Source organism: Pseudomonas sp. SIMBA_041 (assembly GCF_046535095.1).
Lineage (GTDB): Bacteria > Pseudomonadota > Gammaproteobacteria > Pseudomonadales > Pseudomonadaceae > Aquipseudomonas > Aquipseudomonas mucoides.
The window spans coordinates 1-26827 of the sequence record NZ_JAWRXJ010000016.1 but is presented as its reverse complement, the minus strand read 5'-3'; the positions used below and the strand labels follow the sequence as shown (position 1 = coordinate 26827).

The 26827-nt window shown below is 60.2% G+C and carries 22 protein-coding genes, 2 pseudogenes and 1 riboswitch; of the genes and pseudogenes, 13 read left to right on the top strand and 11 right to left on the bottom strand.

What is annotated here, in order from left to right; genetic code table 11:
* Nucleotides 1–8: 8 nt before the first annotated feature.
* On the bottom strand, nucleotides 9–1730 hold the full coding sequence (gene dauA, locus SB725_RS28795) for a C4-dicarboxylic acid transporter DauA (RefSeq protein ID WP_410922927.1): 1722 nt from the start codon (nucleotides 1728–1730) through the stop codon (nucleotides 9–11).
* A gap of 151 nt (nucleotides 1731–1881) precedes the next feature.
* Between dauA and SB725_RS28790 the strand changes: the two genes are divergently transcribed.
* Nucleotides 1882–2367 (top strand): hypothetical protein, encoded by a 486-nt coding sequence (locus SB725_RS28790; RefSeq protein WP_027925976.1) that lies wholly within the window; start codon nucleotides 1882–1884, stop codon nucleotides 2365–2367.
* A gap of 63 nt (nucleotides 2368–2430) precedes the next feature.
* Nucleotides 2431–2718 (top strand): PA4642 family protein, encoded by a 288-nt coding sequence (locus SB725_RS28785; RefSeq protein ID WP_027925977.1) that lies wholly within the window; start codon nucleotides 2431–2433, stop codon nucleotides 2716–2718.
* A gap of 94 nt (nucleotides 2719–2812) precedes the next feature.
* On the opposite strand, the gene mqo is transcribed toward SB725_RS28785, so the two are convergent.
* Both mqo and SB725_RS28775 read right to left on the bottom strand, forming a co-directional pair.
* Nucleotides 2813–4321: a malate dehydrogenase (quinone) gene (gene mqo / locus SB725_RS28780; RefSeq protein ID WP_027925978.1), complete on the bottom strand. Its 1509-nt coding sequence runs from the start codon at nucleotides 4319–4321 to the stop codon at nucleotides 2813–2815.
* A 738-nt stretch (nucleotides 4322–5059) separates the two neighbouring features.
* Complete coding sequence (locus tag SB725_RS28775) at nucleotides 5060–5293, bottom strand: hypothetical protein (RefSeq protein WP_027925979.1); 234 nt, start codon at nucleotides 5291–5293, stop codon at nucleotides 5060–5062.
* A gap of 204 nt (nucleotides 5294–5497) precedes the next feature.
* On the opposite strand from SB725_RS28775, the gene SB725_RS28770 reads away from it, so the two are divergent.
* On the top strand, nucleotides 5498–6082 hold the full coding sequence (locus tag SB725_RS28770) for a YajG family lipoprotein (protein ID WP_027925980.1): 585 nt from the start codon (nucleotides 5498–5500) through the stop codon (nucleotides 6080–6082).
* Between the two features lie 178 nt (nucleotides 6083–6260).
* Here SB725_RS28770 and SB725_RS28765 read toward each other — a convergent pair whose 3' ends face one another.
* On the bottom strand, nucleotides 6261–6467 hold the full coding sequence (locus SB725_RS28765; RefSeq protein WP_027925981.1) for a hypothetical protein: 207 nt from the start codon (nucleotides 6465–6467) through the stop codon (nucleotides 6261–6263).
* A gap of 194 nt (nucleotides 6468–6661) precedes the next feature.
* Here SB725_RS28765 and SB725_RS28760 point away from each other — a divergent pair, with 194 nt between their 5' ends.
* Entirely contained in the window at nucleotides 6662–6940 is a 279-nt protein-coding gene (locus tag SB725_RS28760; RefSeq protein WP_027925982.1) for a hypothetical protein, read from the top strand.
* Between the two features lie 64 nt (nucleotides 6941–7004).
* Here SB725_RS28760 and SB725_RS28755 read toward each other — a convergent pair whose 3' ends face one another.
* The gene (locus SB725_RS28755) at nucleotides 7005–8168 is read right to left on the bottom strand and encodes a 1-acyl-sn-glycerol-3-phosphate acyltransferase (RefSeq protein ID WP_410922926.1); all 1164 of its coding nucleotides are present in this window, start codon (nucleotides 8166–8168) and stop codon (nucleotides 7005–7007) included.
* Nucleotides 8169–8310: 142 nt separating this feature from the next.
* On the opposite strand from SB725_RS28755, the gene SB725_RS28750 reads away from it, so the two are divergent.
* The 3 genes from SB725_RS28750 to SB725_RS28740 are packed head-to-tail and all read left to right on the top strand — an operon-like array spanning nucleotide 8311 to nucleotide 9422.
* On the top strand, nucleotides 8311–8493 hold the full coding sequence (locus SB725_RS28750) for a CPXCG motif-containing cysteine-rich protein (RefSeq protein ID WP_020799766.1): 183 nt from the start codon (nucleotides 8311–8313) through the stop codon (nucleotides 8491–8493).
* Between the two features lie 9 nt (nucleotides 8494–8502).
* The gene (locus SB725_RS28745; RefSeq protein ID WP_027925984.1) at nucleotides 8503–8763 is read left to right on the top strand and encodes a putative signal transducing protein; all 261 of its coding nucleotides are present in this window, start codon (nucleotides 8503–8505) and stop codon (nucleotides 8761–8763) included.
* A 35-nt stretch (nucleotides 8764–8798) separates the two neighbouring features.
* Nucleotides 8799–9422: an SOS response-associated peptidase gene (locus SB725_RS28740; RefSeq protein WP_027925985.1), complete on the top strand. Its 624-nt coding sequence runs from the start codon at nucleotides 8799–8801 to the stop codon at nucleotides 9420–9422.
* Between the two features lie 41 nt (nucleotides 9423–9463).
* Here the strand turns inward: SB725_RS28740 and SB725_RS28735 are convergent, their stop codons facing one another.
* Both SB725_RS28735 and SB725_RS28730 read right to left on the bottom strand, forming a co-directional pair.
* Entirely contained in the window at nucleotides 9464–10207 is a 744-nt protein-coding gene (locus SB725_RS28735) for a methyl-accepting chemotaxis protein (RefSeq protein WP_370693218.1), read from the bottom strand.
* A 111-nt stretch (nucleotides 10208–10318) separates the two neighbouring features.
* Nucleotides 10319–10516: pseudogene (locus SB725_RS28730) on the bottom strand (HAMP domain-containing protein); the annotation flags it as partial.
* 1302 nt (nucleotides 10517–11818) lie between these two features.
* Here SB725_RS28730 and SB725_RS28725 point away from each other — a divergent pair.
* Nucleotides 11819–12634, top strand: coding sequence for a M48 family metallopeptidase (locus SB725_RS28725; protein WP_027925987.1), 816 nt, complete (start codon nucleotides 11819–11821; stop codon nucleotides 12632–12634).
* Between the two features lie 145 nt (nucleotides 12635–12779).
* On the opposite strand, the gene SB725_RS28720 is transcribed toward SB725_RS28725, so the two are convergent.
* From SB725_RS28720 to SB725_RS28710, 3 genes are all read right to left on the bottom strand, one after another.
* Nucleotides 12780–13361: a TMEM165/GDT1 family protein gene (locus tag SB725_RS28720; RefSeq protein ID WP_027925988.1), complete on the bottom strand. Its 582-nt coding sequence runs from the start codon at nucleotides 13359–13361 to the stop codon at nucleotides 12780–12782.
* Between the two features lie 93 nt (nucleotides 13362–13454).
* Nucleotides 13455–13577, bottom strand: a riboswitch (yybP-ykoY riboswitch).
* Nucleotides 13578–13618: 41 nt separating this feature from the next.
* On the bottom strand, nucleotides 13619–14617 hold the full coding sequence (locus SB725_RS28715) for a class I SAM-dependent methyltransferase (RefSeq protein ID WP_027925989.1): 999 nt from the start codon (nucleotides 14615–14617) through the stop codon (nucleotides 13619–13621).
* Nucleotides 14618–14650: 33 nt separating this feature from the next.
* Nucleotides 14651–15616, bottom strand: coding sequence for a 2-hydroxyacid dehydrogenase (locus tag SB725_RS28710; protein WP_027925990.1), 966 nt, complete (start codon nucleotides 15614–15616; stop codon nucleotides 14651–14653).
* Between the two features lie 316 nt (nucleotides 15617–15932).
* On the opposite strand from SB725_RS28710, the gene SB725_RS28705 reads away from it, so the two are divergent.
* From SB725_RS28705 to SB725_RS28685, 5 genes are all read left to right on the top strand, one after another.
* On the top strand, nucleotides 15933–16562 hold the full coding sequence (locus SB725_RS28705) for a LysE family translocator (protein WP_027925991.1): 630 nt from the start codon (nucleotides 15933–15935) through the stop codon (nucleotides 16560–16562).
* A gap of 153 nt (nucleotides 16563–16715) precedes the next feature.
* The gene (locus SB725_RS28700; RefSeq protein WP_027925992.1) at nucleotides 16716–18398 is read left to right on the top strand and encodes a fatty acid--CoA ligase; all 1683 of its coding nucleotides are present in this window, start codon (nucleotides 16716–16718) and stop codon (nucleotides 18396–18398) included.
* Between the two features lie 337 nt (nucleotides 18399–18735).
* Nucleotides 18736–20637 (top strand): DUF1302 domain-containing protein, encoded by a 1902-nt coding sequence (locus SB725_RS28695; protein ID WP_059182170.1) that lies wholly within the window; start codon nucleotides 18736–18738, stop codon nucleotides 20635–20637.
* A gap of 28 nt (nucleotides 20638–20665) precedes the next feature.
* A complete protein-coding gene (locus tag SB725_RS28690; RefSeq protein ID WP_059182171.1) occupies nucleotides 20666–22030 on the top strand; it encodes a DUF1329 domain-containing protein in 1365 nt (454 codons plus the stop codon).
* A gap of 220 nt (nucleotides 22031–22250) precedes the next feature.
* Nucleotides 22251–24989: a LuxR C-terminal-related transcriptional regulator gene (locus SB725_RS28685; protein WP_027925995.1), complete on the top strand. Its 2739-nt coding sequence runs from the start codon at nucleotides 22251–22253 to the stop codon at nucleotides 24987–24989.
* 78 nt (nucleotides 24990–25067) lie between these two features.
* Here the strand turns inward: SB725_RS28685 and SB725_RS28680 are convergent.
* Nucleotides 25068–26827: pseudogene (locus SB725_RS28680) on the bottom strand (calcium-binding protein); the annotation flags it as partial.

Here is a 26827-nt window from a genome sequence, read left to right as displayed (position 1 = left end):
CCGTACCCTCAATTTTCCCCGGCCAGCCAGCGTTCGCTTTTGCGACGAGCCTGCTCCAGGTTGTTCACGTAGGCCAGCTTACGCTGTTCCCGATGGATGCCCGCGCGCCTGAGCTTCAGGCGCACCCGTGGAGCGGTCGCCACCAGAATCAGGCCGATGCCGTCCGTGCGGTAATCCCTCAGGATATTGTCGAAGGCCGCCAGCGCCGTCATGTCCAGCATCGGCACGGCGCTCATCTCGACGATCACCACTTTGACCTCCGGGTTGAATTTGCGTAGCACCCCCAGGGCTTTTTCAGCCGCGCCGAAGAACAGTGGCCCGCGTATCGCATAGCAGCGAACATGCTCCGGCATGTCCTGCAGGGCCTGATGGTAGGCGGGGGGGAGTTCGGCGGTGTCGGTGAGGTCGCTCATGCGCTTGATGAATAACCCGGCGGCCAGCAGCAGGCCGACGGCGACGGCCATCACCATGTCGAACAACACCGTCAGGCTCAGGCAGGTCAGCAAGACCAGCACATCGCTGCGAGGCGCGATGCGCAAGGTATGCAGCACGTGGCGGGCCTCGCTCATGTTCCATGCCACCATTATCAGCAACGCGGCCAGTGCAGCCATCGGCAGGTAGCTGAAAAGCGGTGCGAGGACGAGTATTGCCATCAGCACCACTGCGCTGTGAATAATGGCGGCCAGTGGCGAATAGGCTCCGCTGCGCACGTTGGTGGCACTTCGGGCAATGGCTGCTGTGGCAGTAATGCCGCCGAACAGCGGTGCGATCAGGTTGCCCAGGCCCTGGCCCAGCAGTTCTGCGTTGGGGTCGTGTTTGCTGCCGGTCATGCCATCTGTCACCACCGCACACAATAAGGATTCGATAGCGCCGAGCATGGCAATGGCGAACGCCGGCGCCATCAATTGGCGGATCAAGTCATAAGAAAGGTGCAGAGGTTGGCCGTCGGGACCGGGCAGATTCCACGGCCAATCAAAGCGTGGCAGGAACGGCGGAATGCCGGGATGGCTGACGCCCTCGACCATGTAGCTGAAACGTTCACCCAATGTCGCCACCGCCATCCCGTTGTGCTCCAGCGCCAACCCCAGGAGCGCGCCGACGGTCAGCGCTATCAGATGCCCCGGAATCCTCGGCACCCACTTTGGCCAGACAATAAGAACTGCCAGGCATGTGATGCCGATGATCCCGTCCCCTGGCCGGGCGCTGGGCAACGCCAGAATCAACACGCCCAGCTGTTCGACGTAGTGTTCTGCATGGCCGGCGGTGTTCAGGCCCAGCAAATCCTTCAATTGCAGGGTGGCAATGACAATGCCGATCCCGGCGGTAAAGCCCAGGGTGACCGGATAAGGAATGTACTGAATCAACCGCCCGGCTCGAATCAGCCCCAGGGCAATGAGGATGATGCCGGCGAGCAGGGTGCAGAGCAGCAGGCCGCCCAGGCCATATTGTTGGGTGATGGGCAGCAGAATGACCACGAACGCGGCGGTCGGCCCGCTGACATTGAAACGCGAACCGCCTGTCAGGGCGATCAGGGGCGCAGCGATCAGTACCGTATACAACCCTTGCTGGGGCGGGACACCGACGGCAATCGCCAGGGCCATGGCCAGCGGGATGGCGATAATCCCTACCGTTAACCCGGCACTGATGTCGCCACGTAAGCGTCTGAGGGTATAGCCGGCGCGCCAGGTCTGACGCCAGGCCGCGAACAACGGGGGTACGGAGAACGTCATGAACACTTCCTAGAAGGCGATGCACTGTTGAACGACGGCTGAAAGCTCGTCCAGCATGGCCAGCCTGTTACTGCGAAGTATTGACCTATATCGCCAAATCACACGGTTGATCCTCATGCTAGAGTATCCGGCCTCGCCTTCGGAGCTCGTGATGAGCCTTTTGATCCGCAGCTGTGCCGCCCTGTTGTTGAGCCTCAGCCTGCCTCTGGCGGCCGCGCCGGCGCCGATGCACGCGCAGTTTTTACCGCCCGACGACCTGACCCTGCGCGACGCGGAGCCTGAGCAGCAACAGCTGTTGCAGGTCACCGAGTATTCAGTGGTGATCGGCAGTCAGCGTCAGTCCAATCAACAGCCGATTCCGGTCACGTCACCGGTGATGATCCGCCTCAAGGGCAAATCCTTGAATAAGGGCGCGAGCATCAGCCAGGTACTGGTCAACTTCGATGGCGAAAGCAAAAGCCTGAAAAAGCCGATCTACGACGACAAAAGCAAAACCCTGACGCTGTTTTACCCGATGGCGCAGTACCGTGTGGTAATCGACTTGTTGCGCAATGACACGGTGTATTGCCAGTTCCTGAGCTATGCCAACGGCCATGTCTGGGCTGATCTGCATACCGGTGCTGTTCGTCCGCGTTGAGCCTTGTGCCCGGGCAGGGGTAAACTGCCCGCCCCGTGTAATGTCTGCGAGCTGGAGTCGGCAATGCGTAAAGATAAGAAACAAGTGATTGGTGACGAGATCGGCGACGAGCAGATCAAGTTGTTCCTCGATTTCGAGCCAGTCGACGCCACTTCGCCGTCGCTGCACAAGTTGATCAAGGCTTACCGCGGCCTGCGCATCGATGACTTCGAGCGTTTTCTGACGTTTTTCGTCGAGGCTGGCCTGGACCTGGACGGTAAGGATGAGCACGGCAATGACTTCGTCGCCCTGATCAAGGATCAGCGCAACGCGGCCGACTACATCGAGCTGATCGCCAAGGCCCGCGGTTAAACTGTTGCCCTGAATAACCCGGATCATCCGTTTCCGCGGCCATAAAAAAACGCCCCGCTCTCACTGAGAACGGGGCGTTTTTTATGGGGCCGAATCAAGCGTAGCTTTCGGTCTCATTACTGGCTTCAACCAGTTCCAGCGCGACGTTGTTGTGCGCATTGATCTTGCGATACAGCGCTGCGTCGGTCTCCAGAACCTTTTCCCGAGCCGGGAAGATTTCCGCCAGTTTGGCCGCCCACTCACCAGACGCTTTGGTCGGGAAGCATTTTTCGATCAGCTCAAGCATGATCGAAACCGTCACCGAAGCACCTGGAGAAGCGCCAAGCAGTGCTGCAAGGGAACCGTCCTTGGCCGCGACCAGTTCGGTACCGAACTGCAGGACGCCGCCCTTTTTCGGGTCTTTCTTGATGATCTGAACCCGTTGGCCGGCCACTTCCAGGCGCCAGTCTTCGGCTTTCGCTTCCGGGTAGAAGCGACGCAGGGATTCCAGACGCTGTTCCATCGATTGCATCACTTCGCTGACCAGGTACTTGGTCAGGTCCATGTTGTTTTTCGCCACGGCCAGCATCGGACCGATGTTGCCGGCGCGAACCGACATCGGCAGGTCCATGAAGGAACCGTGCTTGAGGAACTTGGTGGTGAACCCGGCGTAAGGTCCGAACAACAGGGACTTGCTGCCATCGACGACACGGGTGTCCAGGTGCGGCACAGACATCGGTGGCGAACCCACGGCGGCCTGGCTGTACACCTTGGCCTGGTGGTGCTTGACCACTTCCGGGTTGTCGCAACGCAGCCATTGGCCACTGATCGGGAAGCCGCCGAAGCCTTTGCTTTCTTCGATACCCGAAGCCTGCAACAGCGGCAATGCCGCGCCGCCAGCGCCGAGGAAGACGAATTTCGCGTCGACGTCACGGGTGTTGCCGCTGTTGACGTCCTTGATGCTGACAGTCCAGCCGCCGTTGTTGCGCTTCAGGCCGGTCACGCGCTTGCAGTACTTGACCTGTGCGTCGGGCGCGCTGGTCAGGTGCTTGAGCAGTTGATTGGTCAGGGCGCCGAAGTTGACGTCTGTGCCATTCATCACGCGGGTCGCAGCGACGACTTCGTCGGCCGGACGGCCCGGCATCATCAGCGGCATCCAGTCGGCCATCTTGGCTTTGTCTTCGGTGTATTCCATGTCCGCGAAGGCGTGGTGCTTGCTCAGCACCTTGAAGCGTTCCTTGAGGAAGGAAACGCCGCTGTCACCTTGCACGAAGCTCAGGTGCGGCACCGGGCTGATGAACGACTTGCAGGAGCCGAACGTGCCTTTCTTGGTCAGGTAGGACCAGAACTGCTTCGACACCTCGAACTGAGTGTTGATGTGCACGGCTTTCTTGATGTCGACGGTGCCATCAGCCGCCTGTGGCGTGTAGTTGAGCTCACACAGCCCGGCGTGACCGGTACCGGCGTTGTTCCACGGGTTGGAACTCTCCGCAGCACCGGAATCCATCAGCTCGACGACTTCCAGCTTGATCGCGGGGTCGAGCTCTTTGAGCAGTACCGCCAGGGTGGCACTCATGATGCCGGCCCCAACCAGTACTACGTCGACTGCTTCGTTATGCGCCATTTAACGCGTCTCCAAAATCTGCAGCACCAAATTGTCGGCATGGCTGCCAGGCGTTCCGGGGCGTGTCAGTGAGGCCCCTGGTACTCATGGTCAGTATCGCCATGTCCGAATCTTCGCAATTTTTTGCAACTTCGACGGACGCTACCGGCCGGGTCAATGAGGTCTATGAACTCATTTGAACGCGCGACTGGCAATTCGACTTATGGTCGATACATCCGTTTGTGCAACCAAATCCGTAGCGGACAGGCTTCAGGCTCCGGTATTCGAGGAACGCTCGGTCCTGTGTCGTTGGGCTGTTTCAGACGCTAATGGTGCATGTTCAGACGCAAAACTATTCATTTGCTCGCCACACTCTTGTGAAGTTGTGAAAACCCGTTTTTTTCACGCTCTTTTGAAGACGTGAACCTCAAAAAAGGGCTGTCCCAGCCTGGCACCGTGCCCGGATGGATTGCCGTCATGGGGTACATGGCAGGCAAAACGGGCAAACAGCTCAGTGACCGAGCGTAATGACAGCTCTGCAGATTCGCGAAAAGCGGGGTTTTTGCTCAGGGAACAGCAAGCGCGCCAGCTTCACTCGATCTGTGTGGGCGGCTCTCTGTGGGCGGTGCGGGGTGTCAATACCAAGGCATTGACGATGCTGCGAGGCCCGATCAGGAGACGTCCTTATAATCGGGGGGAGATTGTATCTAAGAAACGCAGGGAAATGGACGTGTTTAATGACTTTTATTAGGCGTTCGGTCAGGTGGTCAACAGATGTTGCACCCGTGCGCGTGGCTGGCGGGTGCTCACGCGGGCGCTAGGGGGCAGAGGCTGATGCAGCCAGTTGAGGCGGATTTCTTCGATTTCGACCCAGCTATCGCCCATCGGCTGGAGGCTGCACTGCTTGAACGCCTGGCAATGACCATTGCTGTCGAGCAGGGCAAAGCAACGGTGCAACGGGCGTGGCGCGAACAATGAGATGAGGTAGCGCATGGCGAAGTACCTGATGGGGGACTGCAGTGGAGTTTGCCCACTAGCCGTTACGTGCCAGTGTATGAGCGATGACAGATGTGTGACAGGAACCGCTTTCCCAAGGGTTTGTCAGACATTTCAGTATTGATTGAAGGCCACTGGTTCGCCGCAGTGGCCCACCGCTATACTGCAAGCCTGTTTGTGCCTGATTCTGGAGAGAAGCGCATGTTGCAACGCCTGTTGTTCGGTTTAATCACTGTGACCAGTTTGACCCTCGTCGGCTGCGCCCACAGCCCGCAACAACTGAACCCTGAGCCCAAGCTGACCACTCAGCTGGCGCCGGTCGGCCATGGCCAGCCAGTGGTGGTGCGCGTGGTCGACGGTCGTCCGTCGCCAACGCTGGGCACGCGCGGCGGCCTGTACCCGGAAACCAGTGCGATCACCGTGCAGGGCGCACAGATTCTGCCGAAGCTGCAGGCGCAGGCCGAAGCGGCCGTGCGGTTGCTGGGCTTTACCCCGACCAACAATGCACCGAACGCACCGCAAATCACCGTGACCCTGGCCGAGCTGAAATATCAGTCGCCTAAAGAAGGCATGTACGTGACTGAAGCGACCATCGGCGCGACCTTTCGCTCCGATGTGCAGAACGCCAATCGTCGTTACAGCGGTCGTTACGGCGCATCCCTGGACCAGCGTTTCGGCATGGCACCGAACCAGGAAACCAACACCAAGCTGGTCAGCGATGTGTTGAGCGATGCGTTGACGCGTCTGTTCAAGGATCCGACCGTGGGTCAGGTTCTCGGCGAGTAACTTTTCGCCAGAATCAAAAAAGCCCGGAGCCAGTAATGGCCCCGGGCTTTTTCATTTATGCCTACGTCACCGAACAACGGTGGGAGCCTGCTCGCGAAAGCGGAGAGTCAGTCAAAGTCGATGTCGACTGACGCGACGCCTTCGCGAGCAGGCTCGTTCCTACAAGGAATGTGTTGTGTCAGGCGGCTTCGGAGTAGAAGTCCAGCACACTCACTCCGGTCAACAAATCCGCTTCCGGCAAATCCGCATGTTGATGCCCGCCCAGCGCGCAATACACCAGCCAGTGGCGGTCCTGAACATTGAAGGCGAGGCTTCCTACAAGGTTTTGTTGTTCGTCGCTCGGGGAGATGAGGTACAGGCGATCCTGGTTTTCAGCGTGAAGCATGACGATATCCATGTCTGTTTTCGTGGGGCGGGAGACTGACGGATTCAGATGACGAAGCTGTGACTCAAGTCAGGAATCTGCCAAATGGTCAGTTATTTGTCGTAAAGCGGGTGCAGGAGGGGAGGCTTTCGGTAGAATCCGCGCCGCAGTCGTCGGTTCGGCGCCTGCCACACCTGTTTTGTTTGAGGTCCGTGATGTCACTGCATTTGATGACGCTGTTTACCGCCCATCCCGCCAAACTGGTCAATCTGCTGGCCTTGCTGCTGGCCTTCCCCGGCAGTTGGCTGCTGCACGCCACTCGTCGCCGCGAACAGCGCGCCATGGCCAGTATCGTGTCCCAGCGCCAGCGCCAGCCCAACGTCGAGCCGACCCTGGATTGGGCGACCTTGCGCATGAACCGCTTTTTCTATCGTTTCGGTTTCGCCTGCCTGGGATTGGCGTTGCTGGTGTCGTGGATCAGCACGCGGGTCTGACAGTAAAAACTGCAGCAATGAAAACGGCGCCCTAGGGCGCCGTTGTCGTATCCAGTCGGAAGCCTTACAGCGGCAACCCGGTCTTCACCCGGTACTGATTGCGCACCGGCGTCGCATATTGCAGCACCAGGAACGGACGATGTTCCTCGGGGCAGCCCTCAAGGCGCTTGTTCCATTCTTCCTGCGCCTTGGCCAGTTCGTCGGCCGCAAATACTTCAGACGCTTTGGGCACCTGCAATTGTGGGTCGGCGTCTTTCCATTGGGCGTAGGCCAGGTAATGCACCGGGAACAGGCGATAGCCACCGAGAATTTGCTTGTCCATCTCGATCGCCAATTGCTTGGTGTCTTCGAACAGCTCGGTGATCGGCGCGGCGAAGTTCACGTGGACCCGGCCCTTGTAGCCGGTGATGCCCTTGGCAATGCTCACATCGTCCTCGCCCGGCACTTTGGTGTAGCTGCCGGTGGTGGCGCGGATGAACAACTCGCGGGCCTTGGCCTGATCGCACGGGTCGTATTCATAGCTGATCGACACAGGGGTGAGGTTCAGCGACTGAATGACTTCGCCGAATGGCTCGTCCTTGCGGCTCATGTGGAACATCTTGAGGATGGCCGATTCGGTGCGGTCGTCGCCGTCCTTCGCCCGGCCTTCAGCCTGGGCGATCCAGATCGAGGAGCAATCGTTGCGGATCGAGTGATTGATGTAGGCCGACAGCAGTTGATAGGCCGCCATCTTCTCGCGGCGACCGGTGATCGAGCGGTGCACGATGAAGCTCTTGTTCAGGCGCATCAGGTCGCTGACGAACGGCTTTTGCAGCAGGTTGTCGCCAATCGCGATGCGCGGTGTCGGCAGGCCGGCGTGGTACACGGCGTAGTTGACGAAGGCCGGGTCCATCACGATGTCGCGGTGGTTGGCGATGAACAGGTAGGCGCTGCCGGACTTGAACTGCTCGACGCCGGTGTAGGTGACACCGTCTGTGGCGCGCTCGATGGTGTGGTCGACGTACATCTCGACCTTGTCCTGCAATGTGGCCACCGAATGCACGCCAGCGAACTCGCGACGCAGCCGATGAGCTATAAGAGGTTTGAGCATCCAGCCGAAAGCACCGGCAAAACGCGGGAAGCGGAAGTGGGTGAGGATATCTAGAAACGCCTTGTCGCCAAGCAACCTGTCCAGTACCGCTGGGACTTCGCTGTCGTCGTAAGGTCGGATGGCATCGAATTCGCCCATCATGCTCTCTTGTTAGAAACGGCTAGGGTAAGTAAAGGTTTTGATCAAAAACCGGCAGGGCACGGTCTGAAAAAATAGCCAGACAAAAATAGCCCTGCAAATAGACCGGCGATTATACGCACAAGTCACCTGGGAGACCGCGATGCTGGAAAGCGCACTGTATGAATGTCCGTATTGTGGTGAAGAGGTCGAGACGACGGTGGACCTGTCCGGCGGCGATCAGACCTACATCGAGGACTGTCAGGTGTGTTGTCGGCCGATCACGTTCGTATTGCAGGTTCATGGCGAAGACTGGTTTCTGGAAGTCTTCAGCGAGAACGAATGAGGGGCGCCCATGCAGCGGATCTACGAGCCGGAAAACCTGATGGAAGGTGAATTGCTGCAAGGCATGCTCGCCAGCGAAGGCATCGAGGCGCACCTGGTGGGCCGCGACTTGCTGGGCGGCTCGGGCGAGTTGCCGATTTTCGGCCTGCTCGGGTTGTCCGTCGATAACGACCAGGCCGAATACGCCCGTGAGCTGATCACCGCGTACAATGCCGCGCTGCCGCTGCCCGGCGATGAACCGGAAAGCTTTCCCGGCACGCTGGTCTGTTAGGCTGACGTTCGTTTTATTCAGAGTCGTGTTGCCCCATGTGTGGACGTTATGCCTTGTTTCGCTGGAACCCCGCCTTCGCGGCCCTGCCCGGTTTCCCTGCCGATCAGCAGGCCCAGTGGAATATTTCCCCCAACGATTCGGTGTTGATGCTGCGTGCCGGTGCAGACGGCCAGCGTGAACTGGCCCGCGCCCGTTGGGGCCTGACACCACCGTGGCTGACCGACCTGTCCCGCACCCCGGCCCATGCCCGGGCTGAAACCGTCGCCGAACAACCGATGTTTCGCCAGGCCTTTCGCGAGCGCCGTTGCCTGCTACCAGCCAATGGTTTCTATGAATGGCGCGGCACTACGCGCAAACGCCCGTACTGGCTGACGCCGGGGGAGGGCTCTTCGTTGTTTTTTGCGGCGATCTGGGAAGCGTACCCGGTGCAGGAGCAGGTGTGGTTGAGCACGGCGGTGATCACGCAGCCGGCGGCGAGTCAGCGTCGGCCGTTGATTCTGGACGAGGCGGGGCAGGCCGCGTGGCTGGATCCGGAGACGCCGTTGCATACCTTGCAGGCCTTGCTGGCCAGCGAACCGGCGGCGTTGCGCGAGCGGGTGCTGGCGAATCTGGTGAATGATCCGAAGTTGAATGCGCCGGAGTGTTTGACCCCGGGTTGATTGATCGTTCCCACGCAGAGCCTGGGAACGATCACTGCACACTAAACCTTGAACTGGTTGATCAACCGCCGCTGCTGTTCAGCCAGCTTGGTCAGGTCCGCACTCGCCGCGCTCGATTCATCTGCCCCGCCAGCCACTTCATTGGCCACTTGCCCAATGTTGATCACGTTGCGGTTAATGTCATCCGCCACCGCGCTCTGTTCCTCGGCCGCACTGGCAATCTGCGTGTTCATGTCGTTGATCACCGACACCGCCTGAGTAATCGTCTCCAGCGCCTCGGCGGCTTTCGCCGCGTGCTGCACGCTTTCGTCGGTACGGTTCTGGCTGTCCTCCATGACTCGCACCACGTCGCGGGTGCCTTGTTGCAGTTGCTGGATCATGGTCTGGATTTCTTCGGTGGCCTTCTGGGTTTTCTGCGCCAGGTTGCGCACTTCATCGGCCACCACCGCAAAACCACGGCCCTGTTCACCGGCACGGGCCGCTTCGATGGCCGCGTTCAAGGCCAGCAGGTTGGTCTGCTCGGCGATCCCGCGAATGGCCGTGAGGATCGCGTTGATGTTTTCGCTGTCCTTGGCCAGGGTTTGCACCACACCCACAGCCTTGCCGATTTCTATTGCCAGCACGCCAATCGAATTCGAGGTGTCCCGCACGATCTGCATGCCCTGCGCCGCCGCCTGGTCGGCATGGCTGGCGGCTTGCGCGGCCTGGGTTGCATTGCGCGCCACGTCCTGGGCGGTGGCGGTCATTTCATGCACCGCCGTCGCCACCTGATCGATCTCGGCCATTTGCTTCTGCACGCCGATGTTGGTGCGGATGGCGATGTCGGCGGTGTGTTCCGACGAATCGCTGACACTCTGCACCGACGTCACGACCTGGGTGATCATCGCCTGCAACTTGGCGAGGAATGTGTTGAAGCCTTTGGCAATCGAGCCCAGTTCGTCAGCGCGATCACTGGTCAGGCGGCGCGTCAGGTCGCCTTCGCCTTTGGCAATGTCATCGAGCATCGCCACCATCTGCTTGAGTGGCCGGGCAATGCCGTGGCCCACCAGCCAGATCACCAGCAAGCCGATACCGGCGATCAACAAACCGACCATGGCCATGCCGAAGGTGTCGGATTTGCGCTGTGCATTCAGGTCACCCTGGAGTTTTTGCAGGTCGGCCATCACCGCATTCAGTGGCAATTGCAGCATCAGGGTCCAGCGCGCGTCGGTCTGGCCGATACCGAACGGCAGGTACAACTCGATCCGGTCGTGGGCCTTGTCGACGGTGTAGGTCACTTCGCCATGCTTGAGGTTGCCCATGTTGGCGATCTGCTGGCTGTCGAGGATGTCGCTGACCTTCTCGCCGAATTTGCTCGGGTCCTTGGTGTAGGCCACGATCCGGCCGTTACCGCCGATCAACGCCATTTCCCCTGCGCCGCTGTACAGTTTCTGGTTCGCGCCCAGGAGCATTTCCTGAATGAAGTTTACCGACAGGTCGGCGCCGACGATGCCCTGGAAGGCGCCGTTGAGCATGATCGGTTCAATAAAGGAGGCGAGCATGACGACTTTATCGCCGACCTTGTAAGGCGCCGGATCGATCACGCAGGATTTTCTGGTTTCCTTGGAACACAGGTAGTACTCGCTGGCGCGCACACCGGTGGACAGGGTTTTCTGGTCGTCGACGTCCACCAGCTTGTCCAGGCCGAGGGTGCCATCATCGTTGCGGAACCACCACGGCAGGAAGCGCCCGTTGCTGGCGTCGATGCCGGTCACTTTGGTGTCGACGTAGGCGGCATCGTTGTGGTCGAGAGCGTTCTTTTCCCAGCCGATATAGGTGCCGAGGATCTTCGGGTTCTTGGCCACGTTTTCCTTGATCAGACTGATCAACTGCTCGCGGCTCACATTCAGCAGCGGCTGGCCGTCGGGCCCCTGCGTGCCGATCAAGGCGTTGACCCGCACCAGCCCGCCAGCGATCAGCAGGGGTGCTTCGAGTTCACGCTGGATCTGGCTGACCTGGGTTTGCGCCAGCGACGTCAGGCGCTGTTCAATGACTTGCTCGAATTGCGCCTGGGTCCGTTGCTGGACCATGTCTTGCGTCCGGGCGCCGGAGAACAACGCGTACAGCACCAGTGCGGCGACTACGCTAAGTACGATGGCGCCAGCGAGGGCGGCCACGGAAAACTGGATCGACTTGAATTTCATGGGTGCTCCGCACGCAAGAGGACGTCTGCGGTGGTGTATCGGCAGCGGGGCGGACAGCCATGAGCGGGGGCAAGTGAAATGACTGTTTTGGACGTGCCCGTGTCGCAATCAGAAAGGTGCCGAACCTTTGTGCGGCAAGGCAGTCAGTGCTGTATGAATTTTTTGCTACTGCCGTCGTCCCGAGTCGGGTGACGGCTTTATGGGAGTGCCGTGATGAACAAGTCTCTGGTGGCGTGCGTGTTGGGGTCGGCCTTGCTGCTGAACGGCTGCGAGACCGTCAACACGACCAGTGCAGGTGAAGTCGGTGTAGTGCGCCAGCAACACATGACCACCTTGTTGTCGAGTGAACAGGTCAATCAGGCTTACGCGCAGGACTACAAGCAGACCGTGGGGGATGCGACCAACAAAAACATCCTCGACAAGACCAGTACCGAGGCCGCGCGTGTTCAAGCAATTGCCGATCGGCTCATCGCCCAGGCGCCGACGTTTCGCCCGGATGCGGCGCAATGGCAGTGGGAGGTCAACCTGATCAAAAATGATGAGCTCAACGCCAACTGCGGTCCTGGCGGCAAGATCATTGTGTACACCGGGCTGATCGAGAAACTGCAACTGACTGACGACGAACTGGCCGCGGTGATGGGGCATGAAATCGCCCACGCCTTGCGCGAGCACGGCCGTGAAGCGTTATCCAAATCCTATGGCGTGAATCTGATGCAACAGTTGGCCATAGCGGCGGGTGCGCCGGCAGCGATTGTCGAGGTAGGGAATAACGGCGTGAACCTGTTGATGACCTTGCCCAACAGCCGCACCAATGAAAACGAAGCCGACCTGATCGGTCTGGAGCTGGCGGCACGTGCGGGTTACAACCCGAATGCGGCGATTACCCTGTGGGAAAAAATGAGCAAGGCGGACGAAGGGGCTCCACCGGAGTTTCTCAGCACTCACCCTTCGTCCAGCAGTCGGACCGCGGCGTTGCAAGGGGCGATTCCGAAGGTGATGCCGTTGTACGAGAACGCGCGTAAATCCTGATGTTTTTGCATTGCCGGTGAGGGCCTCATCGCGAGCCGGCTCACTCCTACATTGGTTTTGTGATCGACACTAACCCTGTAGCAGTGAGCCGGCTCCGGGCGGCGTTCCGATGACGAACGATATCGCGGTCTACCGACTTGCCGGGTTAAACCCAACCGCTGCTCTGCATCGCCTTGTACACCGCAACAATCGCCAGGATGAAGAACGCCGACGCCGCCAGTCGACGGATCAGGGTCAATGGCAATTTGTCCGCCGCAAAGTTACCGGCCAGCACCACCGGCACGTTGGCAATCAGCATGCCCGCGGTGGTGCCGATGATGACCAGCCACAGATCCGGGTATTGCGCCGCCAGCATCACGGTGGCGACCTGGGTCTTGTCACCCATTTCCGCCAGGAAAAACGCAATCAGCGTGGTCAGGAAAGGCCCGAACTTGCGCGCGGTGCTGACGTCGTCGTCCATCTTGTCCGGCACCAGGGTCCACAACGCGGTCGCGGTGAAGCTGGCGGCCAGGATCCAGTGCAATGTCGCATTCGAGAAGAAGCTGCCGAACCAGGCACCGACGGCACCGGCGGCGGCGTGGTTGGCCAGGGTCGCGGCGACGATGCCGGCGATGATTGGCCATGGCTTGCGGAAGCGGGCAGCGAGAATGAGCGCGAGCAGTTGCGTCTTGTCGCCGATTTCGGCCAAGGCAACGATTGCGGTCGGAACGAGAAGTGAATCCAGCATCATCAGGGTTTTTCCTAAGGGGCGGGTCGACACGGCTATGACACGTACAGCCTTCCCGCCCCGGGTAAGGTGTTCGTGTCATAGGTCTTGTCAAACCCTGCGTACCGTCTGATGCGGACGCTTGGGTCGCATACGCCATGGTCTGAGGACCAAGTATGTTGACGTATGCCGGACGAGCATGGCGCTCGTGGGAGACTACTCCCCTAGGACGGAGCGGATTCTGCCTAGGCAAAATCCGTTAGGCAAGCACTTATTTGTCAGCCGCGTTTGGCCCGGTAGATTCGGAAACCCTGTCCCTCGGCCTTGATTGCACACACGCCGAGGTGCTCTTCGATCAGTGGTTGGTACTTCAGGAAGCTGTTGGCGACCAGCCGCAGCTCGCCGCCGTTTTTCAGATGTTTGGCCGCTTTTCGCAGCAAGTTCTCTGTAGCGAAGTAATCGGTATGGACCCCGACATGGAACGGCGGGTTGCTCAAAATCGCACTCAAACCCATCGGTGCAGCGTCGATCCCGTCGCCGGTAATCACCTCAGCTTCCAGACCATTGGCCGCCAGGGTCAGGCGACTGCTGGCCGCGGCAAACGCATCGACGTCGAGCAAGGTCACCTGATTGTGCGGATAACGACGCTTCACCGCCGCGCCCAACACGCCCGCGCCGCAACCGAAGTCCAGCAAGTGGCCGCTCGGCAGCTTGTCCAGATGCTCCAGCAGCAGTGCGCTGCCGCGATCCAGCCGACCGTGGCTGAACACGCCCGGCAGGCTGATGACTTTCAATGGCCCTTCAGCCAGTGGCAGTTCATAGGTCTGCGCCAGGCTTTCCAGCGACTTGGCTTCTGGCGCGTTGGCCACGGTGACCAACCAGAGCTGGCAATGACGGGCGCTGTCGAGTTTGCGCGGCTTGCCGAACGGGTTCAGTTGTTTGGCGGCGCCTTCGATGCCGCTGCGTTTTTCACCGACCAGATACAGTTCACGGCCGGCCAGGCGCGAGGCGAGGGCGTTGAGGATGTAATCGGTCAGGTCCTTGGACTTGGGCAAAAACACCACGGCGGTTTCAAACGCACGCTCGGGGGCGTTCACACCAAAATGGCTGCGCTCGGCGAAACGGGCGTCCAGCGCGGCCTGGTCGCCGGCGTGCCAGCACCAACCATGGGCAGCGGGCAGTCGGCCCAGCAGATCGTCGGCGGGCAAACCGGCCAACAACACCGAACCCTGGAATAACTCGGGCTGACGAAGCAGTACTTCACTGCGCGGATCCATACTCTGCTCCTTGAAAAAAAGTGCGGCAGTTTATCAACTGACGACCCGCAGCGCTGTACCGCTGAAGAAAGCCTGCGCGTTTTCGGTCAACTGCCCGACGATTCGCTGTCGTGCTTCGCGACTGCCCCAGGCGTTGTGCGGGGTGACGATCAAGCGCGGGATGTCATCAGCCAGCAAAGGATTGCCCGCCGTCGGTGGCTCTACGCTCAGTACGTCGGTGGCCGCGCCGCCCAGATGACCGTTGCGCAGGGCATCGGCCAGCGCCTGCTCATCGATCAAACCACCGCGCGCGGTATTGACCACGAAGGCGCCGGGTTTCATCGAGGCCAGTTCACGGGCGCCGATGAAGTGGCGGGTGTGTTCGTTGAGCGGGCAGTGCAGGGTGAGGGCGTCGATCTGCGGCAACAGTTGATCCAGCGGCAAACGATCCGGCCGGGCAGGGCGCCCCGGGATCTGACCCAGCAGCACGCGCATGCCGAATGCTTCGGCCAGTCGTGCGACGGCGCCGCCGAGTTCGCCATGGCCGAGTAATCCGAGGGTTTTGCCTTCCAGTTCGACGATCGGGTAATCGAGCAGACAGAACTGTTTCGCCTGCTGCCAGCGACCTTCACCCACGGCTTTTTGATAATCGGCCAAGCGCGTCGCCAGGTTAAGCAGCAACATGATCGTGTGCTGCGCCACCGACGGCGTGCCGTAACCCTGGCAGTTGCAAACGGTAACGCCATGGGCGCGGGCGGCCGCGAGATCGACGTTGTTGGTGCCGGTGGCGGTGATCAGGATCAGCTTCAGGTCGGGGCTGGCGGCGATGGCGTCGGCGTTGATCAGGATCTTGTTGCTGATGGCCACCGTGGCGCCCTTGAGGCGTTCGATCACTTGATCTGGCAGGGTCTGCGCGAACAGCTGCAAGTCGTCGAAGCAATCACGCAACGGGTTGAGGTCGAGGTCGCCAAGGTCCAGGGACGGGTGGTCGAGGAAAACGGCGCGGCGAGAGTTCGTCATCAACTGTACCTTTTGTGCATTGAACTGAAGGCGTAATCTGCCGAGCCTATCAGATGAAACAAATGGTTACGCAGTGCACCAAGTGGCGAAGTTGACGCGCTATGCGATGAAGCACCGCCCCCCCCCCGTAGCAGCTGGCGAAGCCTGCGTTCGGCTGCGCAGCAGTCGTAAACCCGGAACATGCGGACTTTCTGTAAGAGCGCGGTGCCTGATTTCACGACGGCTGTGCAGCCGAACGCAGGCTTCGCCAGCTACTACAGGGATGTTGTCAGCCTGACATTTTTCTTTTCGACCGATCTGCCCCAAAGGAGCCCCCATGTACTGGACAGAGTTCTTGACCGTTGCCCTGATTCACTTGCTCGCCGTGGCCAGTCCCGGCCCGGACTTTGCCGTGGTGGTGCGTGAAAGCGTGACCCACGGTCGGCGCGCCGGTACCTGGACGGCGCTGGGCGTCGGCACCGCCATTTTCCTGCACGTCGGCTATTCGCTGCTGGGCATCGGCCTGATCGTGTCCCAGTCGATCGTACTGTTCAACGCGCTGAAATGGGCCGCCGCCGCGTACCTGCTGTACATCGGCTACAAGGCCCTGCGCGCGCAACCGGCCAAGGCTGTCGATGACAACTTGCACAAGGAAACCGGCGAGCGCACCGCCCGGGGCGCGTTCACCTCCGGTTTTGTGACCAACGGCCTGAACCCGAAAGCCACGCTGTTCTTCCTGTCGTTGTTCACCGTGGTGATCAACCCGCATACGCCGTTGGCGGTGCAAGCCGGTTACGGGGTCTATCTCGCGGCGGCGACGGCGCTGTGGTTTTGCCTGGTGGCGCGGCTGTTCAGCCAACAGCGTGTGCGCGCCGGTTTCGCCCGCATGGGCCACTGGTTCGACCGCACCATGGGCGTGGTGCTGATCGCCATCGGCGTGAAACTCGCGTTCACCGAGATGCATTGATAGCGGGCTGATCCTCGACATCCTGCAAATGCTGGCGCAAAGCTAGCATTTGTACGGCTCTGCAAATCATTCCTTTGGCTGATTTGGCTGACATTGAAGGGCACTAAAGTGCTTTTATTCAGCCAACACCGTGCAGCCAGAAAAGGGATTCATATGTTGCAGACTCGCGTTATCCCCCCAGCCGAAGGCGCTTACCAGTATCCGCTGCTGATCAAGCGGCTGCTGATGTCCGGCGCTCGTTATGAGAAAACCCGCGAGATCATTTACCGCGACCAGTTGCGCTACAGCTATCCGACCCTGATCGAACGGGTCGCGCGGCTGGCCAACGTGCTGACGGCCGCCGGGGTCAAGGCCGGGGATACGGTGGCGGTGATGGACTGGGACAGCCATCGCTACCTGGAATGCATGTTCGCCATCCCGATGATCGGCGCGGTGATCCACACGATCAACGTGCGCCTGTCGCCGGAACAGATCCTCTACACCATGAACCACGCCGAGGATCGCTTTGTACTGGTCAACAGCGAGTTCGTGGGGCTTTACCAGGCGATTGCCGGGCACTTGACCACGGTCGAGAAAACCCTGCTGCTGACTGATCTGCCGGAGAAAACCGCCGACCTGCCGAACCTGATCGGCGAGTACGAGCAACTGCTGGCGGCTGCCAGTGCGCAATACGACTTCCAGGACTTCGACGAAAACTCCGTCGCGACCACGTTCTACACCACCGGTACCACCGGCAACCCCAAAGGTGTGTATTTCACCCACCGGCAACTGGTCCTGCACACCATGGGCGTGTCGACCATCATGGGCTCCATCGACAGCGTGCGCCTGCTGGGCACCAGCGACGTGTACATGCCGATCACCCCGATGTTCCATGTGCATGCCTGGGGCTTGCCGTATGTGGCGACCATGCTCGGGCTCAAGCAGGTGTATCCCGGCCGCTACGACCCGGAATACCTGGTGGAGCTGTGGCACAAGGAGAAGGTCACCTTTTCCCATTGCGTACCGACCATTCTGCAAATGATCCTCAACGCCAAAGCGGCGCAAGGCACGGATTTCGGCGGCTGGAAAATCGTCATCGGCGGCAGTGCGCTCAACCGTACGCTGTACGAAGCGGCCAAGAGCAAGGGCATCCAGTTGACCGCGGCTTACGGCATGTCGGAAACCGGGCCGCTGGTGTCGTGTGCTCACCTCAATGATGAGTTGATGGCCGGCAGCGAAGACGAACGCACCACCTATCGCATCAAGGCCGGCGTGCCGGGGCCCTTGGTGGAAGCGGCGATCGTCGACACCGACGGCAATTTCCTGCCCGCCGATGGCGAGACCCAGGGCGAGCTCGTGCTGCGTGCGCCATGGCTCACCGAAGGCTATTTCAACGAACCGCAGAAGGGCGCCGAGCTCTGGGCCGGAGGCTGGCTGCATACCGGCGACGTGGCGACGCTGGATGCCATGGGCGTGATCGACATTCGAGACCGCATCAAGGACGTGATCAAGACCGGTGGCGAGTGGATCTCGTCCCTGGACCTCGAAGACTTGATCAGTCGCCACGTTTCGGTACGCGAAGTAGCAGTGGTGGGCATCGCCGATCCGCAGTGGGGCGAGCGCCCGTTCGCTCTGCTGGTGCTTCGCGAAGGGCATGAGATCGGGGCCCGGGAACTCAAGGAACACCTCAAGCCGTTCGTGGAATTGGGGCACCTGAGCAAGTGGGCCATTCCTAGCCAGATTGCCCTTGTTACTGAAATTCCCAAGACCAGCGTCGGCAAGCTCGACAAGAAGCGCATCCGCCTCGACATCACTGAATGGCAGGCCAACAACAGCGCGTTCCTCTCGACGCTTTAAGCGTCCTCCGGTGTGCCCGAAAGGGCACGCCAGCCCCACCAAGCAAGCGCTTGGCTTGTGTAATCCGAATTTTCAGCCATCCTTGCCGTGCCGACATGTGTCGGACTGGCGAAAGGACTGTTCCAGAGTGGCCGGCAGCTGCAAATCACACTTTAGAGGGATCAAGCTCTACTACCTGCTGGCTATAGTCCGCTCAAGGATTTTTAAGAACGGAGCAAACGCACAAAACGGGGCGATGCAATTTTGGAGTGACTTCGGGACGCCTTGGCTCCCCGTCACCCACAACGTTTTTAGAAGTGCTCACTGCCATAACAATAATGCACATGGAGTAGCGTCGATGACATCAGTAAACAAGTTCTGGCGCCGGGCGAAATTGCCCCTGGCGGTCAGTCTCGCCTCTTCGCTCGCCGGGCCTGCATTCGGCGTCAGTTTCAACGTTGGTGAAATCGAAGGTCAGTTCGACTCGTCGCTGTCCCTGGGTATGAGTATCTCGACCCAACAGCCGAACAAGAACCTGATCGGCGTCAACAACGGCGGGCATGGCCTGTCCCAGACCTCCGATGACGGTCACCTGAACTTCAAGAGCGGGCAAGCGTTCTCGAAGATCTTCAAGGGCATCCATGACCTTGAATTGAAATACGGCGACACCGGCGTGTTTGTCCGGGGCAAATACTGGTACGACTTCGCGCTGCAAGATACCAACCTGGAATTCAAGAACGTCGAAAACGACGGCCGCAAAGAGGGCGCCAAGTCCTCCGGCGGGCAAATCCTCGACGCCTTCATCTACCACAACTACACCGTTGCCGATGAGCCGGGCTCCGTGCGTCTGGGCAAGCAGGTCGTGAGCTGGGGTGAAAGTACATTCATCGGCGGCGGCATCAACTCGATCAACCCGATTGACGTGTCTGCGTTCCGTCGTCCCGGTGCCGAGATCAAGGAAGGCCTGATCCCGGTCAACATGTTCTATGTGTCCCAGAGCCTGACCGAAAACCTTTCGGCCGAAGCGTTTTACCAGCTGGAATGGGACCAGACCGTTGTCGACAACTGCGGCACGTTCTTCTCTCAACCAGACATCGTCGCCGACGGTTGCGACAACAACCTGCGCGTGCTGAACAAGCGCTCGACGATTCCAGCCATCGCGCTGGGCCCGTTGGCAGCCAACGGTGTCAACGTCAACGAAGAAGGTGTTCTGGTCCAGCGTGGCGGCGATCGTGATGCACGCGACAGCGGCCAGTGGGGCGCGTCCTTCAAGTACATGTTCGACCCGCTGGACACCGAGTTCGGTGCCTACTTCATGAACTACCACAGCCGTGCGCCGATCTTCAGCGCCACCGGTGCGCCACAATCGGTCTACAACGGCGTGGCGGCATTGCCAGGCGCGTTCCAGGCTCTGGGTCCGCTGCTGGTCGCGGGTAACTCGAAATACTTCATCGAATACCCTGAAGACATTCGCCTCTACGGTTTGAGCTTCTCCACCACCCTGCCTACCGGTACGGCGTGGAGCGGTGAGATCAGCTACCGTCCGAACGCACCGGTGCAGTTGAACTCCACCGACATTCTGTTCGCCGGCATTCGTCCTTTGGGCAACAACAATCCGAACAATCCGTTGACCAACGCTTCGTTGCTGTCGGCCGCTCCGGGCACCGACCTGAACGGTTATCGTCGTAAAGAGGTCACCCAGTTCCAGACCACCCTGACGCACTTCTTCGATCAAGTCATGGGCGCCAGTCGTCTCACACTTGTCGGCGAAGTGGGCGTGACCCATGTCGGTGGCCTGGAAAGCACCTCTGAGGTTCGTTATGGTCGCGATCCGGTCTACGGTCCGGGTAGTCTGCCCGCCTCGGGCGCTCTGGACACCTGTGTTGCACTCAACACCAGCACCATCAACGGGGCTGGTCCAGGCGCTGCCACCAACAACCGCAGCCGCAACTGCGATAACGACGGCTTCACCACGGCGACTTCGTGGGGCTACCGCGGTCGTGCGATCTGGGAATACAACGACGTGTTCGCCGGCGTGAACCTCAAGCCGAACGTGGCCTGGTCCCACGACGTGAACGGTTACTCGCCTGGCCCTGGCGGCAACTTCGAAGAAGGTCGTAAAGCAGTGAGCCTGGGCGTCGATGCCGAATACCAGAACACCTACACCGCAAGCCTGGCCTACACCAACTTCTTCGACGGCAAGTACACCACCGTAGATGATCGCGACTTTGTTGCACTCAGCGTCGGCGTGAACTTCTAAGCACTGTTTTTTGAGGACGAACACACATATGAAAATAACAAAGAGTCTGTTCCACGCCGGTGTCTTGGGGCTTTCGCTGCTGGCGAGCAGTGTAATGGCGGCGGTCCCTGCGGCCGAAGCCGACAAACTGGGCAAGAGCCTGACGCCGATGGGTGCCGAGATGGCGGGCAACGCCGACGGTTCGATTCCGGCCTGGAAGCCCATGCCGAAAAACGCCGGCACCGTTGACAGCAAGGGTTTCCTGTCCGACCCGTTCGCCAGTGAAAAGCCGCTGTTCACCATCACCGCGCAGAACGTCGACCAGTACAAAGAGAAACTCGCCCCGGGCCAGTACGCGATGTTCAAGCGCTACCCGGAAACCTACAAGATGCCGGTTTACCCGTCCCATCGCGGCTCCACCGTGCCGGATGACGTGTTCGCCGCCATCAAGAAAAACGCCACCGCAACGACCCTCGTGTCCGGCGGCAACGGCCTGGAAAACTTCGAAACCGCCGTACCGTTTCCGATTCCGAAAAGCGGCGTTGAAGTCATCTGGAACCACATTACCCGCTATCGCGGTGGCAGCGTGACCCGTCTGGTGACCCAGGCCACGCCACAGCCGAACGGTTCGTTCAGCCTGGTGTACTTCGAGGATCAGTTCGTTTTCCGCGACAAGATGAAGGACTACGACCCGAAAAACCCGGGTAACATCCTGTTCTACTTCAAGCAGAAAGTGACCGCGCCGGCACGTCTGGCCGGTGGTGTGCTGCTGGTGCACGAAACCCTCGACCAAGTGAAGGAGCCGCGTTCGGCGTGGGTCTACAACGCCGGTCAGCGTCGCGTGCGTCGTGCACCACAAGTGTCCTATGACGGGCCGGGTACTGCGGCGGATGGCCTGCGTACCTCCGACAACCTGGACATGTTCAACGGTGCGCCGGATCGCTACGACTGGAAGCTCGAAGGCAAGAAAGAGATGTACATCGCCTCGGACAGCTACAAGCTCGACTCGCCGAACCTCAAGTACACCGACATCATCAAGGCCGGTCACATCAACCAGGACCTGACCCGTTACGAGTTGCGCCGGGTCTGGCATGTGGTGGCGACCCTGAAGGAAGGTCAACGTCACATCTACGCCAAACGTGACTTCTACATCGACGAAGACACCTGGCAAGCCGCCGTGATCGATCACTACGACGGTCGTAACCAGCTGTGGCGTGTGGCAGAAGCCCACGCCCAGGATTACTACAACGTTCAAGTGCCGTGGTACACCCTGGAAACCCTGTACGACCTGCAATCGGGCCGTTACCTGGCGCTGGGTATGAAGAACGAAGAGAAGTCCGCGTATAACTTCGGCTTCACCGCCACCACCAGTGACTTCACACCGGCCGCACTGCGTCAGGACGGGGTTCGTTAACCTGTACTGAACAGAGGCCGCATCCTCGAAAACGCCCCGACTGGTTCGGGGCGTTTTTTTTTGGAGTTCACAAAGGCGGTGTGGTTGCCGGGTTGACCGACCTCTCTGCTTGTAGACTTTTTGTAGCCATTTGTAGCAATAACCTTCATTCCCTATCCGTTTACCGCTAGTCTGCGGACATCTGCAACGCCGCCATCCGCAATTCAAACAAGAGCCGGCCATGACTGATCTGTCCCCACCCCCGGGCCCCGCAAGCGTTTCCGTCGCCGCATTGGACGGGCGCTTTTTCAGGCCTCCGCTCCCCGACGGCCATGTGCTGCGGCCTCGTCTGTGCGAACGCCTGAGTGCTGGCCTCGGTGGCAGGCTGTTGCTGGTCAGCGCACCCGCCGGGTTTGGCAAGAGTTCCTTGGCGGTGGAGTTCTGTCAGGGGTTGCCACCTTCCTGGCAAAGCCTGTGGCTGGGGTTGAGTTCGCGAGATAGCGACCCGGGGCGTTTCCTTGAGCGGTTGCTCGAAGGGCTCCAGGATTACTTTCCGACACTGGGCAGCCAGGCGCTGGGACTGCTGAAAATGCGCCAGCGCCATCAGCCGTTCGCTTTTGAAGAATGGCTGGACGGGTTGCTGGACGAGCTGGCCATTCACCTGTCGCCAAGTACGCCTTTGCTGCTGGTGCTCGATGATTACCACCTTGCGCAAGGCCCGGTGCTCGATCGTTGCCTGCAATTTTTCCTCAATCATTTGCCGGATGGCTTGCTGGTCATGGTCACCAGTCGACAGCGCCCGGACTGGCACCTGGCCCGTTTGCGCCTGTCGCGCCAACTGCTCGAACTGCATGAACAGGACCTTCGCCTGACCCACGATGAAGCCCTCACGTTGCTTGATCGCCACAGCACTTCATTGCGTGGTGAGGCGCTGGAAAGCCTGATTCAACGCAGTGAAGGCTGGGTTGCGGGGCTGCGATTCTGGTTGCTGGCAGCCGCCGAGGCGGGCACAGAAGGTGCGTTGCCGCAGTCGCTGCACGGCGGGGAAGGACTGATTCGCGATTACCTGCTCGAAGAAGTCATCGATTGCCTGCCGGCCGAAGTGCAACAGTTCCTTTACGACACAGCCCCCCAGGAACGTTTTTGCAGCGAGCTCTGCGACGCGGTTCGCGAAGCTCATGACAGTGCTGAAATCCTGCGTTTCCTCCAGGCACATCAAGTGTTCCTGGTGCCACTGGACGAGCACGGCCACTGGTACCGCTATCACCATCTGTTTTCCGACCTGCTGCGCACCCGGCCCACCGCGCAGACGATAGTGCCCGCGGCCAGCCTGCATTTGCGTGCATGTCGCTGGTTCAATGCACAGGGGCTGCTCGACGAAGCGGTGGAGCAAGCGTTGCGTGCCGGGCATCTGGACGTTGCGGCGAACCTGGTGCAAAACCTCTCTGAAGAACAACTGCTCGCCGAGCAGAACGTCGGCATGTTGCTGCGCTGGAAAATGGACCTGCCAGACAGCCTGCTGATCAGCACCCCCCGATTGATCGTGCTCTATAGCTGGGCGTTGGGGCTGGCCTGTCAGCTGGACGCCGCGGAGGAACTGGCTGCCCATTTGAGCCGCTTCCTGCCGGCCCCTTCGGCCACGGCGCAGAAGTCGATGCTGGCGCAGTGGCTGGCCCTGAGCGGCATCATCGCTCGCGGGCGCGGCAACCGTGATCTGACGCTTCTTTATTGCACTGAAGCGCTGCAGAGCCTGCCGGCCAAACGCTACGGGCAACGCTTGATGTGCCTCTCGACCCTGTCCAACCTGGCCATCGCCGACGGCGATTTGTGGCGTGCGCGCAATTTGAACCGTGAGTCGCTGGAATTGGCGCAGCGTGTCGGCAATCCATTGTTTGAAGCACTGGCCCATTACGACCGCGCCCGTGTGTTGCAGGCGCGCGGGGAAATCCTGCGTTCGCTGCAAGAAGTCCGTCAGGGCCTGCAACGCTTGCAAGGGCTGTCTGCGCAACGGCTTTATGCCGTACGCGCACGGCTGACCATGTATGAAGGTTTCCTGCTGGCCATGCACCTGCAACCACAAGTCGCGCGGGTGCGCTTGCAAACCGGTTTGAGTGAAGCACGGGCCTGTCGCGATATCAGCGTATTGCTCGGCCATTGTGTGATCGCGCGGCTTGAGGGCAACAGCGGCGAGTTCGCCAAAGCCTTCGCCGAACTGGCCGAAGCCGAGCGGCTGATGCACATCTGGGACGTGCCACCGATTTATTACCTGGCGATGATCACACTGGTCAAATGCGAGCTCTGGCTGGCCCAGGGACGCACCGACCTGGCCGAAGCCTGGCTGGCGCGTCTGGGTCAGACCTACAACGGCGAACACGCGGCCGCGCCGCCGGAGTTTCATCCACAGCTGCCGCTGCATATCGAGTTACAGCAGGCCTTGCTGGAAGTCATTCAAGGGCAACCGATGCTCGCCGAAGGGCGGTTGAATGCGTTGCTTGAACATGGGCAGCAAACCGGACGGCAATTGCTTTGTGCTATGGCGCTGACACAAAAAGTGACCTTGTTGCTGACCGGCGGACGGGAGCCCGAGGCCCGCAAGGCACTGGCCCAGGCGCTGGAAGCAGCGGTTGGCGGTGTATTGCAACCCTTCGACGGGTTGCTCGCAGGACATTCGGAGTGGCTGCGCGGGCAATTGCAACTCTGTTCCCAGACTGCTTTTTCACAAAACCTTGCCGAGCATTTACCGATCGTGGCCGTTCGCCCGGTCGTGGAGTCATGTGCGGCGGCAGAACAGCTCAGCACCCGTGAACTGGCGGTACTGCGCCTGATTGCCGAAGGTTGTTCGAACCAGCAAATCAGCGATCAACTGTTCATCTCGCTGCACACGGTCAAGACCCACGCCAGCCACATCAACAGCAAGCTTGGGGTTGAACGGCGTACGCAGGCGGTGGCGCGGGCGAAGGAGATGGGGCTGTTGGTTTAGCAGGAAAAACGCAGAGCCGAGAAAACAAAACGCCCCGAACCAGTCGGGGCGTTTTGTTTGTTCAGGCGAGTAAAACCGTCACGCCACCAAGTCGTTGGCGCTAAAGGTGTTCACACCGACCAGTTGGATTTCGAAGTCGGCACCCGCGTTGCCGCTGACGTTACCCGACAGCACGTGATCAACGAATCGCAGCTGCCCGGCGCCGGTAAAATCGCCTGCACCGATGAAGGTAAAGCCGTTGAAGCCGTTGAGCTGCAGATTGGCATCGAACTGCGACAGATCGATCTTGTCGCCCTGCAAGGTGCTGAAGTCGGTAACGATGTCGCGGTTGCTACCGGTGCCCATGTCGCTGACGCTGCTGAACACGAACTTGTCAGCACCTGCGCCGCCGGTGAGGGAATCCGCACCTGCGCCGCCGTTCAAAATGTTGTTGTCAGCATTCCCGGTCAAGGTGTTGCTCAGGCTATTGCCGGTAAGGTTGAATGCGCCGTTGCTCATCAGCAGCACGTCTTCGACGTTTTGCAGATTGCTCAGGCTCAGGTCGATGGCATGGTCCTGGGCGGTCGCGTCGAAGATCACGTACAGCGCGTCTTTGCCTTCGCCGGCGTTTTCCTGGATCAGCGCCAGTTCACCGGCCTGGTCCACGGCGTAGAAATCGTCGCCCTTGCCGCCGCTCATGGTGTCCAGACCCAGACCTCCGTTGAGCTGGTTGCTGCCGTCGTTGCCGATCAGCACGTTGTTCTGGGCGTTGCCGACACCGTTGATGTTGGCGGAGCCGGTGAGGGTCAGGTTTTCCAGGTTGGCGCCGAGCACGTAGGTGACCGAGGAGCGCACGGTGTCGATTTCGCCGGCCAGGGTGCTGGTTTCCACCACCACGTCGCCGCTGTTGTCGACGATGTAGGTGTCGTTGCCCGCGCCGCCGGCCAGATAGTCGCCCCCCACGCCGCCGTCGATGATGTTGTTGCCGGCATTGCCCAGGATCACGTTGTTCGAGGCGTTGCCGGTGCCGTTGAGGTTGGCCGAGCCGAGCAGCGTCAGGTATTCGAGGTTGGTTCCCAGGGTGTAGTCGATCGAGGCGGCGACGGTGTCGATTTCCGAGGTCGAAGTGCCGCGCTCGATCACCACGTCAGCGACGTTGTCGACGTAGTAGGTGTCGTTGCCGGCGCCGCCGTCCAGGGTGTCGGCGCCGGTGCCGCCGTCGAGCACGTTGTTGTCGGCGTTGCCGGTCAAGGTGTTGTTCAGGCTGTTGCCGGTGAGGTTGAATGCGCCGTTGCTCAGCAGCAGCACGTCTTCGACGTTTTGCAGATTGCTCAGGCTCAGGTCGATGGCGTGATCCTGGGCGGTCGCGTCGAAGATCACGTACAGCGAGTCTCTGCCTTCGCCGGCGTTTTCCTGGATCAGCGCCAGTTCACCGGCCTGGTCCACGGCGTAGAAATCGTCGCCCTTGCCGCCGCTCATGGTGTCCAGACCCAGTCCGCCATTGAGCTGGTTGCTGCCGTCGTTGCCGATCAGCACGTTGTTCTGGGCGTTGCCGACACCGTTGATGTTGGCGGAGCCGGTGAGGGTCAGGTTTTCCAGGTTGGCGCCGAGCACGTAGGTGACCGAGGAGCGCACGGTGTCGATTTCGCCGGCCAGGGTACTGGTTTCCACCACGACGTCGCCGCTGTTGTCGACGATGTAGGTGTCGTTGCCCGCACCGCCCGTCAGGGTGTCGGCACCGGTGCCGCCGTCGAGCACGTTGTTGTCGGCGTTGCCGGTCAAGGTGTTGTTCAGGCTGTTGCCGGTGAGGTTGAATGCGCCGTTGCTCAGCAGCAGCACGTCTTCGACGTTTTGCAGAT

What these genes read in the sequence shown, in the direction of transcription:
- dauA (WP_410922927.1), bottom strand. Translation starts at nt 1,730, where the DNA reads ATGACGTTCTCCGTACCCCCGTTGTTCGCGGCCTGGCGTCAGACCTGG.
- SB725_RS28790 (WP_027925976.1), top strand. Translation starts at nt 1,882, where the DNA reads ATGAGCCTTTTGATCCGCAGCTGTGCCGCCCTGTTGTTGAGCCTCAGC.
- SB725_RS28785 (WP_027925977.1), top strand. Translation starts at nt 2,431, where the DNA reads ATGCGTAAAGATAAGAAACAAGTGATTGGTGACGAGATCGGCGACGAG.
- mqo (WP_027925978.1), bottom strand. Translation starts at nt 4,321, where the DNA reads ATGGCGCATAACGAAGCAGTCGACGTAGTACTGGTTGGGGCCGGCATC.
- SB725_RS28775 (WP_027925979.1), bottom strand. Translation starts at nt 5,293, where the DNA reads ATGCGCTACCTCATCTCATTGTTCGCGCCACGCCCGTTGCACCGTTGC.
- SB725_RS28770 (WP_027925980.1), top strand. Translation starts at nt 5,498, where the DNA reads ATGTTGCAACGCCTGTTGTTCGGTTTAATCACTGTGACCAGTTTGACC.
- SB725_RS28765 (WP_027925981.1), bottom strand. Translation starts at nt 6,467, where the DNA reads ATGCTTCACGCTGAAAACCAGGATCGCCTGTACCTCATCTCCCCGAGC.
- SB725_RS28760 (WP_027925982.1), top strand. Translation starts at nt 6,662, where the DNA reads ATGTCACTGCATTTGATGACGCTGTTTACCGCCCATCCCGCCAAACTG.
- SB725_RS28755 (WP_410922926.1), bottom strand. Translation starts at nt 8,168, where the DNA reads ATGGGCGAATTCGATGCCATCCGACCTTACGACGACAGCGAAGTCCCA.
- SB725_RS28750 (WP_020799766.1), top strand. Translation starts at nt 8,311, where the DNA reads ATGCTGGAAAGCGCACTGTATGAATGTCCGTATTGTGGTGAAGAGGTC.
- SB725_RS28745 (WP_027925984.1), top strand. Translation starts at nt 8,503, where the DNA reads ATGCAGCGGATCTACGAGCCGGAAAACCTGATGGAAGGTGAATTGCTG.
- SB725_RS28740 (WP_027925985.1), top strand. Translation starts at nt 8,799, where the DNA reads ATGTGTGGACGTTATGCCTTGTTTCGCTGGAACCCCGCCTTCGCGGCC.
- SB725_RS28735 (WP_370693218.1), bottom strand. Translation starts at nt 10,207, where the DNA reads ATGGCCGAGATCGATCAGGTGGCGACGGCGGTGCATGAAATGACCGCC.
- SB725_RS28725 (WP_027925987.1), top strand. Translation starts at nt 11,819, where the DNA reads ATGAACAAGTCTCTGGTGGCGTGCGTGTTGGGGTCGGCCTTGCTGCTG.
- SB725_RS28720 (WP_027925988.1), bottom strand. Translation starts at nt 13,361, where the DNA reads ATGCTGGATTCACTTCTCGTTCCGACCGCAATCGTTGCCTTGGCCGAA.
- SB725_RS28715 (WP_027925989.1), bottom strand. Translation starts at nt 14,617, where the DNA reads ATGGATCCGCGCAGTGAAGTACTGCTTCGTCAGCCCGAGTTATTCCAG.
- SB725_RS28710 (WP_027925990.1), bottom strand. Translation starts at nt 15,616, where the DNA reads ATGACGAACTCTCGCCGCGCCGTTTTCCTCGACCACCCGTCCCTGGAC.
- SB725_RS28705 (WP_027925991.1), top strand. Translation starts at nt 15,933, where the DNA reads ATGTACTGGACAGAGTTCTTGACCGTTGCCCTGATTCACTTGCTCGCC.
- SB725_RS28700 (WP_027925992.1), top strand. Translation starts at nt 16,716, where the DNA reads ATGTTGCAGACTCGCGTTATCCCCCCAGCCGAAGGCGCTTACCAGTAT.
- SB725_RS28695 (WP_059182170.1), top strand. Translation starts at nt 18,736, where the DNA reads ATGACATCAGTAAACAAGTTCTGGCGCCGGGCGAAATTGCCCCTGGCG.
- SB725_RS28690 (WP_059182171.1), top strand. Translation starts at nt 20,666, where the DNA reads ATGAAAATAACAAAGAGTCTGTTCCACGCCGGTGTCTTGGGGCTTTCG.
- SB725_RS28685 (WP_027925995.1), top strand. Translation starts at nt 22,251, where the DNA reads ATGACTGATCTGTCCCCACCCCCGGGCCCCGCAAGCGTTTCCGTCGCC.